Source organism: Streptococcus mitis (assembly GCF_946190155.1).
Lineage (GTDB): Bacteria > Bacillota > Bacilli > Lactobacillales > Streptococcaceae > Streptococcus > Streptococcus mitis_CL.
In genome coordinates this window covers 44,618-61,748 of sequence record NZ_CAMHZL010000002.1, presented here as the reverse complement: position 1 = coordinate 61,748, position 17,131 = coordinate 44,618, and the positions used below count along the sequence as shown (strand labels likewise).

The window sequence follows — 17,131 nt, the reverse complement described above, 5'->3', positions numbered from 1 at the left end:
ACCACTTTAATTTTTTTTGTAAAGGCTTTTATAAAAAAAAGTAGACTTTTTTCTAAAATTTTTGTAGTAAAAAAGGAGATATTAAAATCTCCTCATATATACTTCTATTTTATTTTAGATTTTCAGGAATCGACGCATTGAAATTCCTGATCCGATTGAACCGATAAAAATTCCAATCACAAATAATAGAGCAATCATCAGTGGACTGAATATTTCTGGTGATATCATCGAAAGGTTCTGACCAACCAATGACTTATTAACCGATTGGTAAACCATTTTATAGACAATAAATACCAAAACTGACGGAAGTGTTGCTCCAAGCAAACCGATAAAGGCACCTTCAAGCAAGAAAGGTCCGCGGATATAACCGTTCTTAGCACCTACTAAACGCATAATTTGAATTTCACGGCTTCGTGAAATGATGGTGATACGTATAGTATTAGAAATCAAGAACACCGCAATGAAAATCAATAATCCAGCGATAACTAGTCCCCAGACACGAATAAATGAGGCTAACTTAAACAAGCGTTCTGTATTAGCACCACCATCTTGAACTTCTGATACACCTTCGATTTTTTTAGCCTCTTCTGCTACTGTCTTTACATCACTTGGTGTATTGGTATCAACGATATATGCATCATAGAGAGGATTGGCATCGCCTTCAAAGATTTTCCAGTTGTCTCCCATTGTTTCTGTCAACTTTTCATATTGTTCTTCTTTACTTGAAAACGTAACACTTTTAACGGTTGACATACCTTTCAAAGCATCATATACCTTATGGTAGTCGTTATTTGTAACAGTTTGACCTTCTTTTTCAATCGTCTCACTATTATCAGCTACGTCCTTACGAATGTATACCATTACTCGGACATTATTTTCAATATCTGTAGCTAGTTTAGCCGTATTAAAGATAACAGATGCAAATATTGCAACCAAGGTCAAAGTAATCATAACTGAACTGACAGCAGCTACTGTCATCCAGCCATTTCGTTTCAAACTTTTTAACGATTCAAATAAATGACGAAAAAATCTACTAATCATCGTATCCATATTCTCCTTTAGCTTCGTCACGAACGACACGGCCATTTTCAATGGCAATGACACGGTGGCGCAAGGTATTTACAATCTGACTGTTGTGGGTAGCCATCAAGACAGTTGTACCTTGGAGATTGATGCGTTCCAGCAAATTCATAATTTCCCATGAATTATCTGGGTCCAAGTTTCCTGTTGGTTCGTCCGCAATCAATACTTTGGGATTATTTACAATAGCACGCGCTATCGCAATACGCTGTTGTTCTCCCCCTGAAAGTTCATTTGGGAAAGAACGAACCTTATGCTTCAATCCAACCAAGTCTAAAACTTCCATAACACGTTTTTTGATATTACGGCGACTTTCTCCAATTACCTCCATTGCATAAGCAATATTTTCATAAACGGTTTTCTTTGGTAACAGTTTATAATCTTGGAAGACAACCCCAACACTACGACGTAGTAGAGGGACATCTTTCTTTTTAATTTTAACCAGATTAAAACCAGCAACAGATAAGCTTCCTTTTTCGATTTTTACTTCGCGGTACAAAGCTCTAATAAATGTTGACTTCCCAGCTCCTGACGGACCTACGATATAGGCAAATTCCCCGGGTTCAACAGTGACTGAGACACCTCGCAAAGCAGTCGTTCCGTTGTCGTATTTTTTGACGACATCTCTCATTTCAATGATTGACATGTGAGTTCCTTTCTATCTTAGCTGATTCGCCACTTGAGGTAGGCATCAATAAAACCATCTAGGTCTCCATCCATAACCTTATCTACCTGCGCAACTTCAAAGCTAGTTCGATGATCTTTTACCATAGTATAAGGCGTGAAAACATAAGAACGGATTTGACTTCCCCATGTGATTTCCTTTTTCTCACCTTTGAGGGAATCAACTTCCGCAGCTTTCTTTTCTTGCTCCATTTGATAGAGCTTAGCCTGCAACATCTTCATGGCACGATCTCTATTTCCATACTGGGTACGATCGACCGTTGACTGGACAACAGTCCCAGTAGGAATATGTGTTAAACGTACACCTGTGGAAACCTTATTGACGTTTTGTCCACCAGCACCACCTGAACGGAAGGTATCCATCTTGATATCATCTTCACGGATTTCCACTTCAATGGTATCATCTAATTCTGGCATTACTTCTACAGATGTGAAAGAGGTATGGCGACGTTTAGCAGAGTCAAATGGTGAGATTCGCACCAAGCGGTGAACACCCATTTCTGACTTGAGAAGACCATAGGCATTAGGTCCTTCAAATGATAAGGTTACTGACTTGATACCAGCTTCATCTCCTGCTTGGTAATCCAATACCTCCACTTTAAAGCCTTTGGCATTTCCATAGCGAGTGTACATACGAAGCAACATATCACCCCAGTCCTGAGCCTCAGTACCACCGGATCCTGGATGGATTTCCAAAATCGCATTATTATGGTCATAAGGTTCTGACAAGAGCAAGGTCATCTCGTAACTGGTCATCATCTTATCAAGTTCTGACAACTGTTCAACCAATTCTTCATGCACCGACTCATCTTCAGCTAAAAAGTCTAATAAAATTTCAACTTCATCCTGCAACTCTTCCATTTTGTGGAAGGTGTTATAGGTGTTTTTTAATTCATTTAATTCTTGCGACGTTTTTTGGGCCGCTATATTATCGTTCCAAAAATCAGGTTCTGTCATCTTGTTTTCCAAGATGGCAATCTCTTCCTCTAAACCTTCGAGGTCAAAGAGACCCCCTGAAAGAAGCTAATTTTTCACGATTTGCGTCAATTTTCTGACGAATTTCTGAAATGTCCATAAATACTCCTTTTTTTATATCGTTTTATTATACCATAATCTATCATTTCTTTCCATCTTTTGCTCTAATCCCTTATTACACGTAAAAAGAAGCCTTTCGGCTTCCTTTCTTACAAGACTTTTGCTGAAGTACGAGTAATTTCTTCTACTTGAATATTCTCTGATTCAAATTTTTCTTTCAAGGCTGGTAAATCAATTGATCCATCGATTTGAACTTCTATAATCACCTTACCATCTTTACGCGGAATATTGACTGTATGCGAGATATTCAAATTTTCTTCTACAATCAAAGAAATAATTTTTCCAAGAACGCCAATTTCGTTTTCCGTAACAAAGCGCACACGAATTCCTTCCTCACCATAACCAGCAATTTCAAGAAAGGCTTGGAAAACATCACGGTCCGTAATAACCCCATAGACTTGATGGTTATCTACTACAGGAAGAATACCAATCTTATTTTTCAACATCAGATAAGTTGCATCCTCTAGACTCGCATAGCCTGAAACAGTGACAACTTCGCGAATCATCACATCTTTTACTTTTGTCTTATTTAGAAGATAGTTCATCTCATAGATAGAAAGACTGGTTGCTTTGGATGGACTAGCTTGCGCAATGGTTCCTTCAGTTACCAAACCAACTAATTGATCATTTTCGATAACAGGCAAGCGATGCAACCCTTGCTCTCTCATCAAATCTGCTGCATGAGATACTGTTGTATCTGGACTAATATACACTACCTTACGGGTCATAAAATCTTTAACTGCCATGAGACTTCTCCTTTTCTGTTCTTATCCCTATTATACAATCTTTTTGTAAATCTATCAAACGCTTACATTTCTTTTTCAAAATTCAGAAAAGTATGAATAAGCTAGCAAAAAGAGCTCTGAAATCGAGCTCTGTGAATGAAGAGTAGGTGTACGCTTCATTCGATTTTATTTTAATTATCAGAAGCTAACCTTCCAGTGCAGATGAGAATTGCTTCGTAATCTCTATTCACCGACTAAAAAGGTCCCCCGGACCTTTTTAGTCACCTAGATATGCTTTTCTGACTTCTTCTGATGAGGCGAGTTCTTTTCCTGTTCCTGATAGGACGATTTTCCCTGTTTCCAATACATATCCTCGGTCAGAGATTACGAGTGCTTTATTGGCATTTTGTTCAATCAAGAGGACGGTTGTTCCTTGTTTCTGGATATCTTGAATGATATCAAAAATCTCTTGGATAAAGATTGGTGCAAGTCCCATTGATGGTTCATCTAAAAGAAGAAGTTTTGGTGTTGACATAAGAGCGCATCCCATGGCAAGCATTTGTTGTTCCCCCCCTGAAAGAGTGGCTGCATCCTGGTTCTTCCGTTCTTCAAGACGTGGGAAACGTGAGAAAACCTTCTTCAAGTTAGCTTGATTTTCTTCATGGTTTTTCTTTAAGAAAGCTCCCATTTCAAGTTTTTCCATAACAGTCAAGCTAGGAAAGACGTGGCTTCCTTCTTCGGCATTTTGAAATCGGAAATATTTTATGGCTATAAGAAGACGTTTACGTCTCTTAAGCAATTAGAACAAGCTATTGTAGACTACATTGATTACTACAATAATAAACGAATTAATGTAAAACTAAAAGGACTTAGTCCCGTGCAATACAGAACTAAATCCTTTCAATAATTATTTTTCCAACTTTTTGGGGTAGTACACAACGTTCTCTCTTAAACTTAAATCTTAACGGAATCTTTATCCTTGAGCATATAGCGTTTTAAACGAGTTAAGCTAGCTAACCAGTACAATAGACCTCCAAAAATTGCAGTGAAGCCACTACCAGTTGTGAGCAGGAACATAGGACTCTGGATGTGCTTTGTTACAGGGTTATAAACAAATAGTACCGCAACTAACAAAGAAATGATTACACAAGATAATCCTACCAGATTAAAGCCATTTGTAAACTCATAAGCTTTATGTCCCTCAAGGAAATAGGCTGAACGCAAATCGAGTTTTCGTTTTCTCAAAATAAAGTAGTCGACAACGATCATTCCGATAATGGGTCCTTGAATATAAGCGGCTAGTGAGATGAAGGAACCGAAGTACTCTTCCACTCCTCCCCAAATTGTAAGTAGGCTCACGTATACCATGGCAATCCAAACCATTAGTTTATAGCTTACTTTGGGCATCCCACTTTTTACAATCATACAGTTCACGTATGATCCTGTCCCTTGGGTTCCAATATTTGCAAAGGCTACTAGTAGTAAACTTAAAAGGGCAAAGGCAGGTGTGCTTAGAGTTGATAGCATGGTTGTTGGATCACTTTCATAAACACCTGTTTTGACAAACATGGCTAGAGCCATGACTCCACCTGTCGCAGCAAAGAATGGAGCAACAACCCCATATGACAAGGCTGTAGCCCAATAGCCACTGCGTTCTGATTTTGCCAAACGTGGTAAGACAAAGGCTTGTGTAGACCAAGAAAAGGCTACGGCCACATTTCCTTCCCCTGACATCATAAAACGTTCAATCGGTGTCAAATTTTCTTGGATGGCAGGTTGGACATTCATAATATCGCTAATCGGAACCGCAACAAAACAGATTCCAACGATGATTAGCCCAACAAATAACAAGGCAACCACCAGAAAGCGATTAGTACCTTTAATCACCTCTGGGCCCCCAAGAGCAATCAGCGTTCCAAGGAGAACACAGAGGGTGCCTAGAATCGGTGCCCATACTCCCTTGTCTAAACCAAGCCCAAAATTATTTGCCAAATGAATCATGGAGCTGGCAAAAAGATCAGCGGTAACGGCGTACCAACCAAAATTCGCCAGACTAATCACGGTTGATAGAATGGCCACCCCTTTTTTACCTAGAACGGCTCTCAACCAAATCCATAAATCAATTCCATATTTAACCGCAAACAAAATAGGGAGACATTCAATAAAGACCCAGATAATGTTAAAACTAAAAATATTAATCAACATTTGATTAAAGGTTAAATATTGAGCCACATAGGCTCCTTGGGTATAACACCAGGTTGCGATGGCAAAACCACTTGTCGATAGGAAGAGATCCCAGAAAGAATACTGACGATCCTTGTTGGTCATGGGAACGATTCCCGTTATGGTCTCCTGTTGAATGAAGTCATTCATCTTGGACATTTTATTGAATACCTCCTGTCATGGCTAAGATAATCAGAATATGATTGACTATCATATCAATTACTTATGTAAAATAAACTTTTAAGAAAGGGGAGATAAATACACATAGATTAAGGCTTTCATTTTTATAGTCATTTTTTAGTTTCTCCTACAACTAATTGTTCAAGTTCAATACCAATTCTTATTTTGTCATTCCTCCGACTAAAAATTAATTTTAGTTGACCATACTGCCCACTATAGTGGTACCAAATATAGAGAAACTTTCCTAATGGATTTACTTAAAATAATCCTCACAAAAGAGTGATAGTATGATGTTCCAAACACCTGAGCTAGATAGCTGTATTTCGTTTTCACGTTTGGAATTTCTTCTACAGAAATTTCAAATACCTGTTCAGCCTATTCTACCGTATCAATAAAGATTTTCTAAATTCTCTAGTAAGAGGGACGTTTCTAATCAATCCTCTATTCTTAAATCGTAACGGAATCTCGATCCTTGAGCATATAGCGTTTTAAACGAGTTAAGCTAGCTAACCAGTACAATAGACCTCCAAAAATCGCAGTAAAGCCACTACCCGTTGTGATTAAAAAGATTGGGCTTTGAATCTGTGCTGTTACAGGGTTATAAACAAATAGTACTGCAACCAACAAGGAGATAAATACGCAAGATAAGCCAACTAAGTTAAATCCTTTGGTAAACTCGTAAGCATCGTGTCCCTCAAGGAAATAAGCTGAACGCAAGTCAAGTTTTCGTTTTCTTAAGATAAAATAATCAACAACAATCATACCAATAATTGGCCCCTGAATATAGGCGGCTAGGGAGATGAAAGAGCCGAAATACTCTTCTACTCCTCCCCAGATGGTGAGTAGGCTCACGTAAACCATGGCAATCCAAACCATTAGTTTATAGCTTACTTTGGGCATCCCACTTTTTACAATCATACAGTTCACATAAGATCCTGTACCTTGGGTTCCAATATTGGCAAAGGCTACTAATAGTAAACTTAAAAGGGCAAAGGCAGGTGTGCTTAGAGTGGAAAGCATCGTCGTTGGATCACTTTCATAAACACCTGTTTTGACAAACATGGCTAGAGCCATGACTCCACCTGTCGCAACGAAGAATGGAGCGACAATCCCGTATGATAAAGCTGTAGCCCAATAGCCACTACGTTCTGATTTTGCCAAACGTGGCAAGACCAATGCTTGTGTAGACCAAGAGAAGGCAAAAGCAACATTTCCTTCCCCAGAAAGCATGAAGCGTTCTAATGGCGTTAAATCTCCTTGGGTAGCTGGTTGAATATTCATAATGTCAGTGATAGGCACAGCTACAAAACAGATTCCAACGATAATGAGACCGACAATCAACAAGGCAATGACCAAGAATCTATTGGTCCATTTGATCACTTCTGGACCTCCAAGGGCAATCAGCGTTCCAAGGAGAACACAGAGAGTACCTAAAATCGGTGCCCATACTCCCTTGTCTAAACCAAGGCCAAAATTATTTCCCAAGTGGATCATAGAATTGGCAAAAAGATTAGCCGCAACGGCGTACCAGCCAAAGTTAGCTAAGCTAATAATGGTTGATAGCAAGGCTACCCCTTTTTTTCCTAAGACAGCCCTCAACCAAATCCACAAATCAATTCCATATTTAACCGCAAACAAGATTGGGAGACATTCGATAAAAACCCAGATAATGTTAAAGCTAAAAATATTAATCAACATTTGATTAAAGGTCAAATATTGAGCCACATAAGCTCCTTGGGTATAACACCAAGTTGCAATAGCAAAACCACTTGTCGATAAGAAGAGATCCCAGAAAGAATACTGACGATCCTTGTTGGTCATGGGAACAATTCCCGTTATCGTCTCCTGTTGAATAAAGTCATTCATCTTGGACATTTTATTGAATACCTCCTGTCATGGCTAAGATAATCAGAATGAGGTTGACTATGACTAGGGCGATGACTATAGTAAAATCACTTTTTAAAAATGGCTGAGCAAACACATAGTTTGGTGATTCCATTTCTTCTAGCCTTCTTTTCGTTTCATTTGCTACTAATTCTTCAATTTCAGATGTCGGTTTCATCTCAATTCTCCTCTAAGTATAAATCTAATGCAAGTTTTCCATACTGCTTGGTATAACGATACCAGATATAAAGAAATTCACCTACTGGTTTTCCAACGCTTTCTTGGAACAGGGCCCACAAAAACCAATAATATGAAGTCACTGATACATAGGCAAAATAGTGTCGTTTGGTTCTCTTGTCTGGAACTTCTTTTAAATAGATTTCAAGTACCTTTTCAGCTTCTTCCACTGTATAATTTGAACATCCGATAAATGTTCCTAAATCTCCTGCTGGATCTCCCATACCAGAATATTCCCAATCAATCAAGCTCATTTCTCCAGCTTCATTCAACAAGAAATTTGGGCTATAAGAATCTCCGTGGCAGAGAACCTTTTTCGCTTGTTCTTCTTGTAAAAGCTTCTCGAGAACTGAGACATTCTTATCCAACTCTTCAAGTCCATCAAATTCAAAACGATTGCTAGCTTTTAATTTTTGTCTAAAATCATCAATTCCCTCAAATTGATCAAAAGAATGATCTGTTTTTTCTCCAGATTGGTGCAAGCGTCTCAAGAGCTCCATTGCTTTTGCTACATCATCCCAATTATCATAATCTAGTTGCTTGGCATTAGGGATAAATTCTGAAATTTTCCAGCCCTCATTCTTGTTCATGGCAACAAAAGTACGGTCAATCTTTAATTTTGCAGCAATTTCCATGGAAGCCGCTTCACTAGCACGATCGATATAATTCTCCGTTCCTCTACCCGGATGACGGTAAACATATTTCTTCCCTAGGCAGTCAAATGAAAACGAAGTGTTGGTTAGACCATCTTTTAGAGGTTTGATATTGACAATATCTGAAGCTATACATCCTAATGTCTTACAGATGTTATCAATGATTTCCGAATTCGTATTCACCAAATAGTGTTCATCAAACTGACGCAACTCATCTAGTGAATCAAACTCCTTAACAATTTCTGCTGAATAATGCCGAGCTTCTAAAGGAAGCTCCTTGACGTGACGACTATAATAATCTTCCCAAAGTTGTTCGCGATATGGTTCGTGCTTAAATTCAGTTTCTAAAATATCTACAAACTTTTCACTAAATGCACGATCAAAATAAACGTGCCCCACCATAGCCCAAGTATTCGTCCCACCGATTTGAATATCGATAATCGTGTGATTGGAGTCTTCCTTAGAGCAGTATTCGTCTGTGTCTCCTTCTGCAAATATAGTCGAATAATAACCCCTGTAAATGTATCGTTCAAACGGATTTTCTACAAAATAATTATCCGATGAACAGATATAAGTGTTGGAAAGTTGATCTCTGACTAGCATGAGAGAAGAACAGTTATTGTATTTGTAGTAATCATTATTCACAACGATTTTAACGCCAAACTTTTCTGCCAGATAGAACATTTTTTCTTGCAGATAACCTACAATGACTGTAATATCCTCTATCCCAGCTTCTTGCAATTGCTTGATTTCTCTCTCAATCAAACGCTCACCTTTGACTTGAAGCAATCCTTTAGGTAGCTCATAAGACAAAGGTGCAAAGCGGCTACTCATACCTGCAGCCATGATAATGGCATTCTTCACCTGATACGGAGCCAAAGCCTCCTCACCTAAGTCAGTTAAGTGATTTTCCTCACTGATCCACTTCTCTTCTTTACATTCCTTGAGAAGATTATTTACCGTCCCCAAAGCGATATCTAGCTGTTCAGCCAATTGTCTCTGCGTAAAGTTTTCGTCTTTGTGAGTCAACAAAAAATGTAAAAGTTTAAATTGTTTTTTTGATAGCATATCCTCAACCTCTTTTGTTCAATGTTTTTATCTATTCGATTATACAATGAACATTTGCTTTTGTCAAGTTAGATTCTATAGTAAGAAAACAGGGAACTATAATATTTGTAGTGGGTAAATTCCCTATAGATATTATGAAGCCTATTTTGTTGTAGAAAAAGTTCCGTAATATCTAGAATGAAAAATGACCAAACCATCATTAGAAAGAATCGTATGGAACAATTAAATTAACAGGAATATCCACAGGAAATCATCGCTAAACTGGATTATGATGCTCTATCTCGTCCTGATTACGCTAGCCAAATGAAGAAATATGATTTTCAAAAATTGTCTAAAATTCCTTACCTTGAAACAATTGGTATCCCCAATAGAACCCCTTCTTAGAAAAGCTGTTTGAAGTGCTATCATTTCTCGAAAATGACTCTCTCCAAAACTTCTCTCATCAATAAAAATTGAGCAAAAGTTGATTGAAAAGACTTCTATGACCGATATTGCCCACCAGCAGGCCATTTCAACTTCAACTGTCATTCGCAAGCTCAATGACTTTCACTTTAAGCATGATTTTTCTCGGCTTCCAAAGACTATGTCTTGGGATGAGTACTCCTTTACCAAGGGAAAGATGAGTTTCATTACGCAAGATTTTGACAATCTCAATATCATCACTGTTCTTGAGGGAAGAACACAGCCTATCATCCGAAATCATTTTCTGCGCTACGATAGAGCAGTCCTATGTCAGGTAAAAATCATTACTATGGATATGTTTAGTCCCTACTATGCCTTAGCTAAACAGATTCGCTTTCTAATTTCTAGGCTCAGGCTGAAACAGTCTGCCAGACTGTTTCACTCCCAAACGCTAAAATCGTGTCGGATCCGCTTTCACATTGTACAACATCTTAGCCGTGCTATGAGTTGTGTTCGTGCTCAAATTATAAATCAATTGGGGCGAAAGTCTCATGAGTACAAGGCTATCAAGTGTTACCGGAAACTTATCCAACAAGATAGTCGTAAACTGAGTAATAAGCGATTTTATCACCCTACTTTTCGCATGCACTTAACCAGTAAAGAAATCCTAGACAAGCTTTTGAGCTATTCAGAAGACTTGAAACACCACTATCATCTCTATCAACTCTTGCTGTTTCACTTTCAAAATAAGGAGCCGGAAGAATTCTTCGGACTCATTGAAGACAATCTAAAGCAGGTCCATCCTCTTTTTCAGACTGTCTTTAAAACCTTCCTCAAGGATAAAGAGAAAATTGCCAACGCTCTTCAACTACCCTATTCCAACGCCAAACTGGAATCAACGAATAATCTCATCAAACTTATCAAGCGCAATGCCTTTGGCTTTCGGAACTTTGAAAACTTCAAAAAAAGGATTTTTATCGCTCTGAACATTAAAAAAGAAAGGACGAAATGTGTCCTTTCTAGATCTTAGCTTTTCTTCAAACCACTACAGTTGACAATGAGCTCTAAAATCGAGCTCTGTGAATGAAGGGTAGACACACTTCATTCTGTTCCATTTCAATGATTAGAAGCTAACCTTCCAGTGCAGATGAGAATTGCTTTGCAATCTCTATATGCAGACTAAAATAATCCCCTGGATTTGATGACTGCTTCGCAATCTTCATCTGCCGACTAAAACAATCCACTGGATTGTTTTAGCCACCAAGATACGCTTTTCTGACTTCTTCTGATGAAGCGAGTTCTTTTCCTGTTCCTGATAGGACAATTTTTCCTGTTTCCAGTACATAGCCTCGGTCAGAGATTGCGAGTGCTTTATTAGCGTTTTGTTCGATCAAGAGGACAGTTGTCCCTTGCTTCTGTATATCTTGAATGATATCAAAAATCTCTTGGATAAAGATTGGGGCAAGTCCCATTGATGGTTCATCTAAAAGAAGAAGTTTTGGTGTTGACATAAGGGCGCGTCCCATGGCAAGCATTTGTTGTTCCCCCCCTGAAAGAGTGGCTGCATCCTGGTTCTTCCGTTCTTCAAGACGTGGGAAGCGTGAGAAAACTTTCTTCAAATTAGCTTGATTTTCTTCACGATTTTTCTTTAAGAAAGCTCCCATTTCTAGATTTTCCATAACAGTCAAGCCAGGGAAGACGTGGCGTCCTTCTGGTACTTGTGAAAGACCACCTGCCACGATTTTCTGAGCCGGCATTTTTTGGATTTCTTGACCTAAAAATTCAATCTTTCCTGAACTCGGTCTAACCAAACCAGACAAGGTACGGAGAATGGTTGTCTTACCTGCACCATTGGCACCGATAAGGGAAACAACTTCTCCTTCATTCACTTCAAAGCTTACATCACGGACCGCTTGGATCATGCCGTAATGCACAGAAAGATTATCAACTTTTAACATAGACATTAGGCTTCACCTCCTAGATAAGCTTCGATAACGCGTTTATTGGTCTTAATTTCGTCTGGAGTTCCCTGAGCAATCAAACGACCGTATTCAAGTACGTAGATACGTTCTGTAACCTCCATAACCAGATTCATATCATGTTCAATCAACATGATTGTAATCTTAAATTCATCTTTGATGCGACGAATTAACTCAGTCAATTCGGCTGTTTCCTGTGGGTTCATACCTGCTGCTGGTTCATCTAAAAAGAGAATTTTAGGTTCCGTAGCGAGGGCACGAACAATTTCCAAACGACGTTGTTGTCCGTAGGCAAGATTTTTAGCAAGAGTCTCTGCATCACCATCCAAATCAAAGATTTTCAGCAATTCCAAAGCTTTAGCCTTTAATTCTTTTTCACTCTTGTAAAAAGCTGGTAAGCGTAAGAAACTAGCAAAAACATGTTGTTTGTGATGGTTGCCAAAGGCAATCAAAACATTGTCTAAAACTGTTAAGTCTTTAAAGAGACGGATATTTTGGAATGTACGTCCAAGTCCCAAAGAAGCAATCTTATAAGGTGACTTTCCATTCAAAAGGTGGCCATCTAGGGTTACTGTTCCCTCGCTTGGTTCATAAACACCAGTCAAGAGGTTAAAAAGGGTGGTTTTCCCAGCTCCGTTTGGACCGATTAGTCCAACCAGTTCCCCTTCGTTCAATTCAAGAGTCACATCTCCAACAGCTGTTAGACCGCCAAAATGTTTGGTTAACTGTTTTACTTCAAGTAATGCCATTAGTTTTGTTCCTCCTTCTTAGATTTTTTAAAGAAACGTGATAGGCTCAATTCCCATGTTCCAAGGAGTCCACCTGGTCTGAAAATCATTACCAAGACCAAGGCCAAAGCGTAAATAATCATACGCACACTAGCAACATCTTGGAGAAGCATATTCAAAATTCCAAGAACAATAGCTGAAACGATTGCACCTGTAATGGAACCAAGTCCACCAAATACAACAATAATCAATACGTTGATTGAGTTAATGAATGTGTAATCTTTCGGTACAACAGATCCGATAAAACCAGCCTGAAGTGAACCAGCAATACTTGCTGTAATGGCTCCAAAGACAAAAGCGATAATCTTGATCTTTGTAGTGTTTACCCCAACGGACTCTGCAGCGATTTCATCCTCACGAACGGAGAGGGTTGAACGACCAATTGGACTACGCAAGAAGTTCAAGGTTGCAATGGTTGTAATCACGACAAAGAAGTAAACCATTTGCCAAGTTGTAAAGTTTGGAATTCCCAAGATACCTGCCGCACCATTTGTAAGGCTTCCACCATTGATGATAAAGATACGGATAATTTCAGATACACCTAGAGTCGCTACCGCAAGATAGTCTCCCTTCAAACGCAAGGTTGGAATTCCGACAAGTAAAGCAACTGCTCCTGAAAGCAAAGCACCTATAAGCATAGCTCCAAAGAAGGCACCGTAGGTTGGTGATTTAGAACCAATAATAGCAGCGGCATAGGCACCAATCGCCATGAAACCTGCATGCCCAAGTGAAAATTGTCCTGAAAAACCAACGATTAGGTTGAGACCAACAGCCAGAATAATATTAATTCCAATTTGTTGTAAAATCTGTACATAGAATAGATTGAGTACACCGACTGAGACCAGTATACTAATCAAGCCATAGCCAGCTAACAAAAGGAGTAACCATAGAATATTAACTTTTAAATTTTCCTTCATCGTTTACACCTTCTCTTTCACATTCTTACCAAGGATACCAGCTGGGCGGACAATCAAGATCAACAACAAGATTCCATAAACAATGGCATCACGGAAGTCTGACATCCCAAAGGCTGTCGCAAAGGTTTCCAATAGACCAATCACAAATCCACCAAGAGCCGCACCAGGAATGATTCCGATACCACCAAGTACCGCGGCAACGAAAGATTTAAGACCTGGAGTAACCCCCATCAAAGGCTCAAGAGAGTTATAATAGAGGGCAATCAAAACACCAGCCGCCCCCGCAAGAGCAGAACCCAAAGCAAAGGTAAAGCTGATAGTACGGTTTACATTGATCCCCATCAATTGCGCTGCATCGCTATCTACGGATACTGCACGCATGGCTTTCCCCATCTTAGTCTTTTGGACAATGACTTGTAACAAAATCATCAAAATCAAGGAAATGGCCAAAATCATTAACTGCACGTTTGTTAGGCTAACTGGTCCCAAATCATAGCGAACTGTTTTAATCGCTTGAGGGAAGGCACGGGTATTGGCACCAACCAGATAGACCATGCCATACTCCAATAGGAAAGACACCCCAATAGCCGTAATCAAAACAGCAATACGAGTAGAGTGGCGCAAAGGTCGGTAAGCAAGAAACTCAATCACGACACCAAGGATGGCTGTCGCTATCATAGCTACAATAAGCGCTACAAAGAAATTCATTTGGAAAGAATTAATCAAGAAATAACCGATAAAGGCTCCCATCATATAAATATCACCGTGGGCGAAGTTGATGAGCTTGATAATTCCGTAAACCATGGTATATCCTAGGGCTAACAGCGCATAAACACTACCTAGAATCAAACCATTTACTAGTTGTTGGAGCATAAGATTCACTCTTTCTATATATAATTTTGAGGGTTTTCCCTCGTTTTTTGATAAGTTCTTAAACATCGAAACAGGGAGTGAGTCCGAGGCTCATTCCCTATTTCAACATTTTTCTATTATGGTTTTACAACTTCTGCTGCTTCAACCTTACCATTGTTCATGGTCATCATGTAAGCAGTTTTGACTGTGTTGTGGTCTGCATCGAAACTTGTTTGACCAGTTACACCTTCAAAGTCTTTTGTTTTAGCAAGGTTGTCCTTAATCTCACCTGAGTTTTTAGCACCTTTTGCTGCGTTTGCTACAAGGTGAACTGAATCATAAGCCAAGGCTGCAAATGTTGAAGGCTCTTCATTGTACTTAGCACGGTAAGCCTCAAGGAAGGCTTTTGCTTTAGCTGAAACTTCTACAGTAGTTGAGAAGCCTGAGATAAAGTAGATGTTTGATGCTTTTTCAGGAGTTGCTTGTTGTACAAACTCTTCACCGTTGAATCCATCACCACCAACGATTGGCTTGTCAATTCCCATACCACGCGCTTGGTTTACAATTTTACCAGCTTCAGTGTAGTAACCAGGAACAACGATGGCATCAAAGTCTTTCCCTTTCATTTTTGTAAGGGCTGCTTGGAAGTCTGTATCACCTGCTACGAAAGTTTCATCTGCAACGATTTCACCTTTGTAAGCTTCACGGAAGGCTTTGGCAATCCCTTTAGCATAGTCGCTGGCGTTGTCAGTGTATAGAACAACTTTCTTAGCGTTTAATTTTTCAGAAACATAGTTTGAGATAATTTTTCCTTGGAAGCTATCTTGGAAAGTTCCAATAAATAGGTAATCTTGACCTTTAGTCAATCCATCTTGAGTCGCACTTGGCGAAATCAATGGAACACCTGCTTTTGTAGCGTTAGCTACAGCAGCTGCAGTTGCACCAGATGTCGCCGGTCCTACGATTGCTGATACCTTAGATTGGGTTACTAGGTTAGTTGTTACTGAAGCCGCCTCAGCAGTTTCAGATTTATTATCTTTATCGACTACTTCGATTTGTTTTCCGTCGATACCACCTGCTGCATTGATTTCATCAACAGCAAGTTGGGCACCTTTTTGTTCAGATGTACCGTAGGCTGCTACGGCACCAGTTTCTTCAAAGTTAAATCCGATTTTGATTGTCTTTTCATCTACTGAGTTACCAGCAGCGTTTGACGCTCCAGACTTCACTTCTCCACAGGCTGCAAGAAGTGCTACACTTGCAAGCGCCACAAACGATAGGGCAAATTTTTTCTTCATCTTTTTTGTCTCCTTATTTCTTAAATAAATAGCATGTTAAGAATATACCGAATTATCAGAAAATTGTCAACACTTTTCTTGAACTTTTTCGATGATAACGTTTTCCTCTCGATGAAGATTGCCCACAAAGGGTGTTTCCAGCTCTTGAATGTGACAAGCTCTAACTTTTTTGATAAATCTTTCCTTACCTAATCTCTCAACTACGCTCTCTAGATTCTCTGTTGGAACATAGAGTTGTAAGTAGCGATGTTTCTTGGAATGATAGGTAATATCTCCATAATCCTGCAGTTTTTTTGCATCACGATTATAGTACAGATAAATAATCAAGCCAGATCGATTGACTTTTTCAAACATGATAAATCCTCTTTCTAAGAAATCTCCCCTTATTATACCAAAAAAAGCAAACCCAGTCGAGTTTGCCTTCTTTAATCATTAGTTTAATGAATTATTAGCCATGATTTCATCAATGAAGCCATATTCAAGTGTTTCTTGAGCACTCATCCAGTTATCACGTTCTGCATCCGCATGGACTTTTTCGATTGACTGTCCTGAATTTTCAGCCAAGATTTTTTCCAAGGTATTACGAGTTTTAAGCAAGTGTTCTGCAGCGATCGCCATATCGGTTTGTTGAGTACCACCACCTGTACCACCCATTGGTTGGTGGATCATGTATTCAGCATTTGGAAGCATGAAACGTTTGCCTTTTGCCCCACTTGATGCAATGACTGTCCCCATAGATGCAGCCATTCCCATAACGATGGTTTGGACATCCGCCTTGATAAAGTTCATAGTATCAACGATTGCCAAACCAGCCGACACGGAACCACCTGGTGTATTGACATAAAGGTAAATATCTTTTGTACTATCTTGGGCATCCAAGAAAAGCAATTGGGCAATAACAGAGTTGGCCATGTTGTCTTCAACGGGACCTGTCAGCATAATGATGCGGTCTTTGAGAAGACGTGAGTAAATATCGTATGAACGTTCTCCACGGCTTGTTTGTTCAATAACTACAGGAATCATTCATTTCTCCTTTTGAGTTTTATTTTTGTTGGTCAAATGACTG

15 protein-coding genes and 3 pseudogenes are annotated in these 17,131 nt (G+C 39.2%); 2 read left to right on the top strand and 16 right to left on the bottom strand.

All coding sequences use genetic code 11. The annotated features are described in order from the left end of the window. Positions 1 to 114: 114 nt before the first annotated feature. The 5 genes and pseudogenes from ftsX to N8O80_RS02185 form a co-directional block, all read right to left on the bottom strand. A complete protein-coding gene (gene ftsX / locus N8O80_RS02205) occupies positions 115 to 1,041 on the bottom strand; it encodes a permease-like cell division protein FtsX (RefSeq protein ID WP_042751472.1) in 927 nt (308 codons plus the stop codon). Further along, positions 1,034 to 1,726 (bottom strand): cell division ATP-binding protein FtsE, encoded by a 693-nt coding sequence (gene ftsE / locus N8O80_RS02200; protein ID WP_120718873.1) that lies wholly within the window; start codon positions 1,724 to 1,726, stop codon positions 1,034 to 1,036. The genes ftsX and ftsE overlap by 8 nt, the downstream gene beginning before the upstream one ends. A gap of 17 nt (positions 1,727 to 1,743) precedes the next feature. Continuing rightward, positions 1,744 to 2,839 (bottom strand): peptide chain release factor 2 gene (prfB, locus tag N8O80_RS02195; RefSeq protein WP_100198837.1). Its coding sequence is split into 2 segments (ribosomal slippage): positions 1,744 to 2,766 and positions 2,768 to 2,839, totalling 1,095 coding nucleotides; the frame shifts between segments, so codons are not numbered across the junction. A 109-nt stretch (positions 2,840 to 2,948) separates the two neighbouring features. Beyond that, on the bottom strand, positions 2,949 to 3,605 hold the full coding sequence (locus N8O80_RS02190; protein ID WP_064276923.1) for a CBS domain-containing protein: 657 nt from the start codon (positions 3,603 to 3,605) through the stop codon (positions 2,949 to 2,951). 256 nt (positions 3,606 to 3,861) lie between these two features. Next, positions 3,862 to 4,320 (bottom strand): annotated as a pseudogene (locus N8O80_RS02185) (ABC transporter ATP-binding protein); the annotation flags it as partial. On the opposite strand from N8O80_RS02185, the pseudogene N8O80_RS02180 reads away from it, so the two are divergent. Continuing rightward, positions 4,312 to 4,491, top strand: a pseudogene (locus N8O80_RS02180) (IS3 family transposase); the annotation flags it as partial. The pseudogenes N8O80_RS02185 and N8O80_RS02180 sit on opposite strands and share 9 nt — an antisense overlap. Positions 4,492 to 4,538: 47 nt before the next feature. On the opposite strand, the gene N8O80_RS02175 reads toward N8O80_RS02180, so the two are convergent. From N8O80_RS02175 to N8O80_RS02160, 4 genes are all read right to left on the bottom strand, one after another. Then, a complete protein-coding gene (locus tag N8O80_RS02175) occupies positions 4,539 to 5,966 on the bottom strand; it encodes a cytosine permease (protein WP_261026682.1) in 1,428 nt (475 codons plus the stop codon). A 468-nt stretch (positions 5,967 to 6,434) separates the two neighbouring features. Then, positions 6,435 to 7,862, bottom strand: coding sequence for a cytosine permease (locus tag N8O80_RS02170; RefSeq protein ID WP_261026681.1), 1,428 nt, complete (start codon positions 7,860 to 7,862; stop codon positions 6,435 to 6,437). Position 7,863: 1 nt separating this feature from the next. Further along, a complete protein-coding gene (locus tag N8O80_RS02165) occupies positions 7,864 to 8,049 on the bottom strand; it encodes a hypothetical protein (RefSeq protein ID WP_004261584.1) in 186 nt (61 codons plus the stop codon). 1 nt (position 8,050) lies between these two features. Then, positions 8,051 to 9,829, bottom strand: a complete 1,779-nt coding sequence (locus N8O80_RS02160; RefSeq protein WP_004261587.1) for a phosphotransferase — start codon at positions 9,827 to 9,829, stop codon at positions 8,051 to 8,053. A 243-nt stretch (positions 9,830 to 10,072) separates the two neighbouring features. Here N8O80_RS02160 and N8O80_RS02155 point away from each other — a divergent pair. Continuing rightward, a pseudogene (locus N8O80_RS02155) lies at positions 10,073 to 11,261 on the top strand (transposase); the annotation flags it as partial. Positions 11,262 to 11,484: 223 nt separating this feature from the next. Here the strand turns inward: N8O80_RS02155 and N8O80_RS02150 are convergent. The 7 genes from N8O80_RS02150 to clpP all read right to left on the bottom strand — a co-directional run bounded on the left by N8O80_RS02150 (position 11,485) and on the right by clpP (position 17,088). After that, positions 11,485 to 12,195, bottom strand: coding sequence for an ABC transporter ATP-binding protein (locus tag N8O80_RS02150; protein WP_000062200.1), 711 nt, complete (start codon positions 12,193 to 12,195; stop codon positions 11,485 to 11,487). Continuing rightward, positions 12,195 to 12,959: an ABC transporter ATP-binding protein gene (locus N8O80_RS02145; protein WP_001185997.1), complete on the bottom strand. Its 765-nt coding sequence runs from the start codon at positions 12,957 to 12,959 to the stop codon at positions 12,195 to 12,197. The genes N8O80_RS02150 and N8O80_RS02145 overlap by 1 nt, the downstream gene beginning before the upstream one ends. After that, positions 12,959 to 13,915, bottom strand: coding sequence for a branched-chain amino acid ABC transporter permease (locus N8O80_RS02140; protein ID WP_120769968.1), 957 nt, complete (start codon positions 13,913 to 13,915; stop codon positions 12,959 to 12,961). Before N8O80_RS02140 ends, N8O80_RS02145 begins: the two co-directional genes overlap by 1 nt. 3 nt (positions 13,916 to 13,918) lie before the next feature. Next, the gene (locus N8O80_RS02135) at positions 13,919 to 14,788 is read right to left on the bottom strand and encodes a branched-chain amino acid ABC transporter permease (protein WP_120769967.1); all 870 of its coding nucleotides are present in this window, start codon (positions 14,786 to 14,788) and stop codon (positions 13,919 to 13,921) included. Between the two features lie 116 nt (positions 14,789 to 14,904). After that, entirely contained in the window at positions 14,905 to 16,065 is a 1,161-nt protein-coding gene (locus N8O80_RS02130; RefSeq protein WP_261026677.1) for an ABC transporter substrate-binding protein, read from the bottom strand. A gap of 66 nt (positions 16,066 to 16,131) precedes the next feature. Then, positions 16,132 to 16,419, bottom strand: a complete 288-nt coding sequence (locus tag N8O80_RS02125; protein ID WP_261026676.1) for a YlbG family protein — start codon at positions 16,417 to 16,419, stop codon at positions 16,132 to 16,134. 78 nt (positions 16,420 to 16,497) lie between these two features. Next, positions 16,498 to 17,088 carry an ATP-dependent Clp protease proteolytic subunit ClpP gene (gene clpP / locus N8O80_RS02120; RefSeq protein WP_000613475.1) on the bottom strand — a complete coding sequence of 197 codons (591 nt, stop codon included), beginning with the start codon at positions 17,086 to 17,088 and terminating at the stop codon, positions 16,498 to 16,500. Positions 17,089 to 17,131 lie beyond the last annotated feature (43 nt).

Bases quoted from the DNA above. Each gene is read 5' to 3' on its own strand.
- ftsX (WP_042751472.1), bottom strand. From the start codon at position 1,041: ATGATTAGTAGATTTTTTCGTCATTTATTTGAATCGTTAAAAAGTTTG.
- ftsE (WP_120718873.1), bottom strand. From the start codon at position 1,726: ATGTCAATCATTGAAATGAGAGATGTCGTCAAAAAATACGACAACGGA.
- N8O80_RS02190 (WP_064276923.1), bottom strand. From the start codon at position 3,605: ATGGCAGTTAAAGATTTTATGACCCGTAAGGTAGTGTATATTAGTCCA.
- N8O80_RS02175 (WP_261026682.1), bottom strand. From the start codon at position 5,966: ATGTCCAAGATGAATGACTTCATTCAACAGGAGACCATAACGGGAATC.
- N8O80_RS02170 (WP_261026681.1), bottom strand. From the start codon at position 7,862: ATGTCCAAGATGAATGACTTTATTCAACAGGAGACGATAACGGGAATT.
- N8O80_RS02165 (WP_004261584.1), bottom strand. From the start codon at position 8,049: ATGAAACCGACATCTGAAATTGAAGAATTAGTAGCAAATGAAACGAAA.
- N8O80_RS02160 (WP_004261587.1), bottom strand. From the start codon at position 9,829: ATGCTATCAAAAAAACAATTTAAACTTTTACATTTTTTGTTGACTCAC.
- N8O80_RS02150 (WP_000062200.1), bottom strand. From the start codon at position 12,195: ATGTCTATGTTAAAAGTTGATAATCTTTCTGTGCATTACGGCATGATC.
- N8O80_RS02145 (WP_001185997.1), bottom strand. From the start codon at position 12,959: ATGGCATTACTTGAAGTAAAACAGTTAACCAAACATTTTGGCGGTCTA.
- N8O80_RS02140 (WP_120769968.1), bottom strand. From the start codon at position 13,915: ATGAAGGAAAATTTAAAAGTTAATATTCTATGGTTACTCCTTTTGTTA.
- N8O80_RS02135 (WP_120769967.1), bottom strand. From the start codon at position 14,788: ATGCTCCAACAACTAGTAAATGGTTTGATTCTAGGTAGTGTTTATGCG.
- N8O80_RS02130 (WP_261026677.1), bottom strand. From the start codon at position 16,065: ATGAAGAAAAAATTTGCCCTATCGTTTGTGGCGCTTGCAAGTGTAGCA.
- N8O80_RS02125 (WP_261026676.1), bottom strand. From the start codon at position 16,419: ATGTTTGAAAAAGTCAATCGATCTGGCTTGATTATTTATCTGTACTAT.
- clpP (WP_000613475.1), bottom strand. From the start codon at position 17,088: ATGATTCCTGTAGTTATTGAACAAACAAGCCGTGGAGAACGTTCATAC.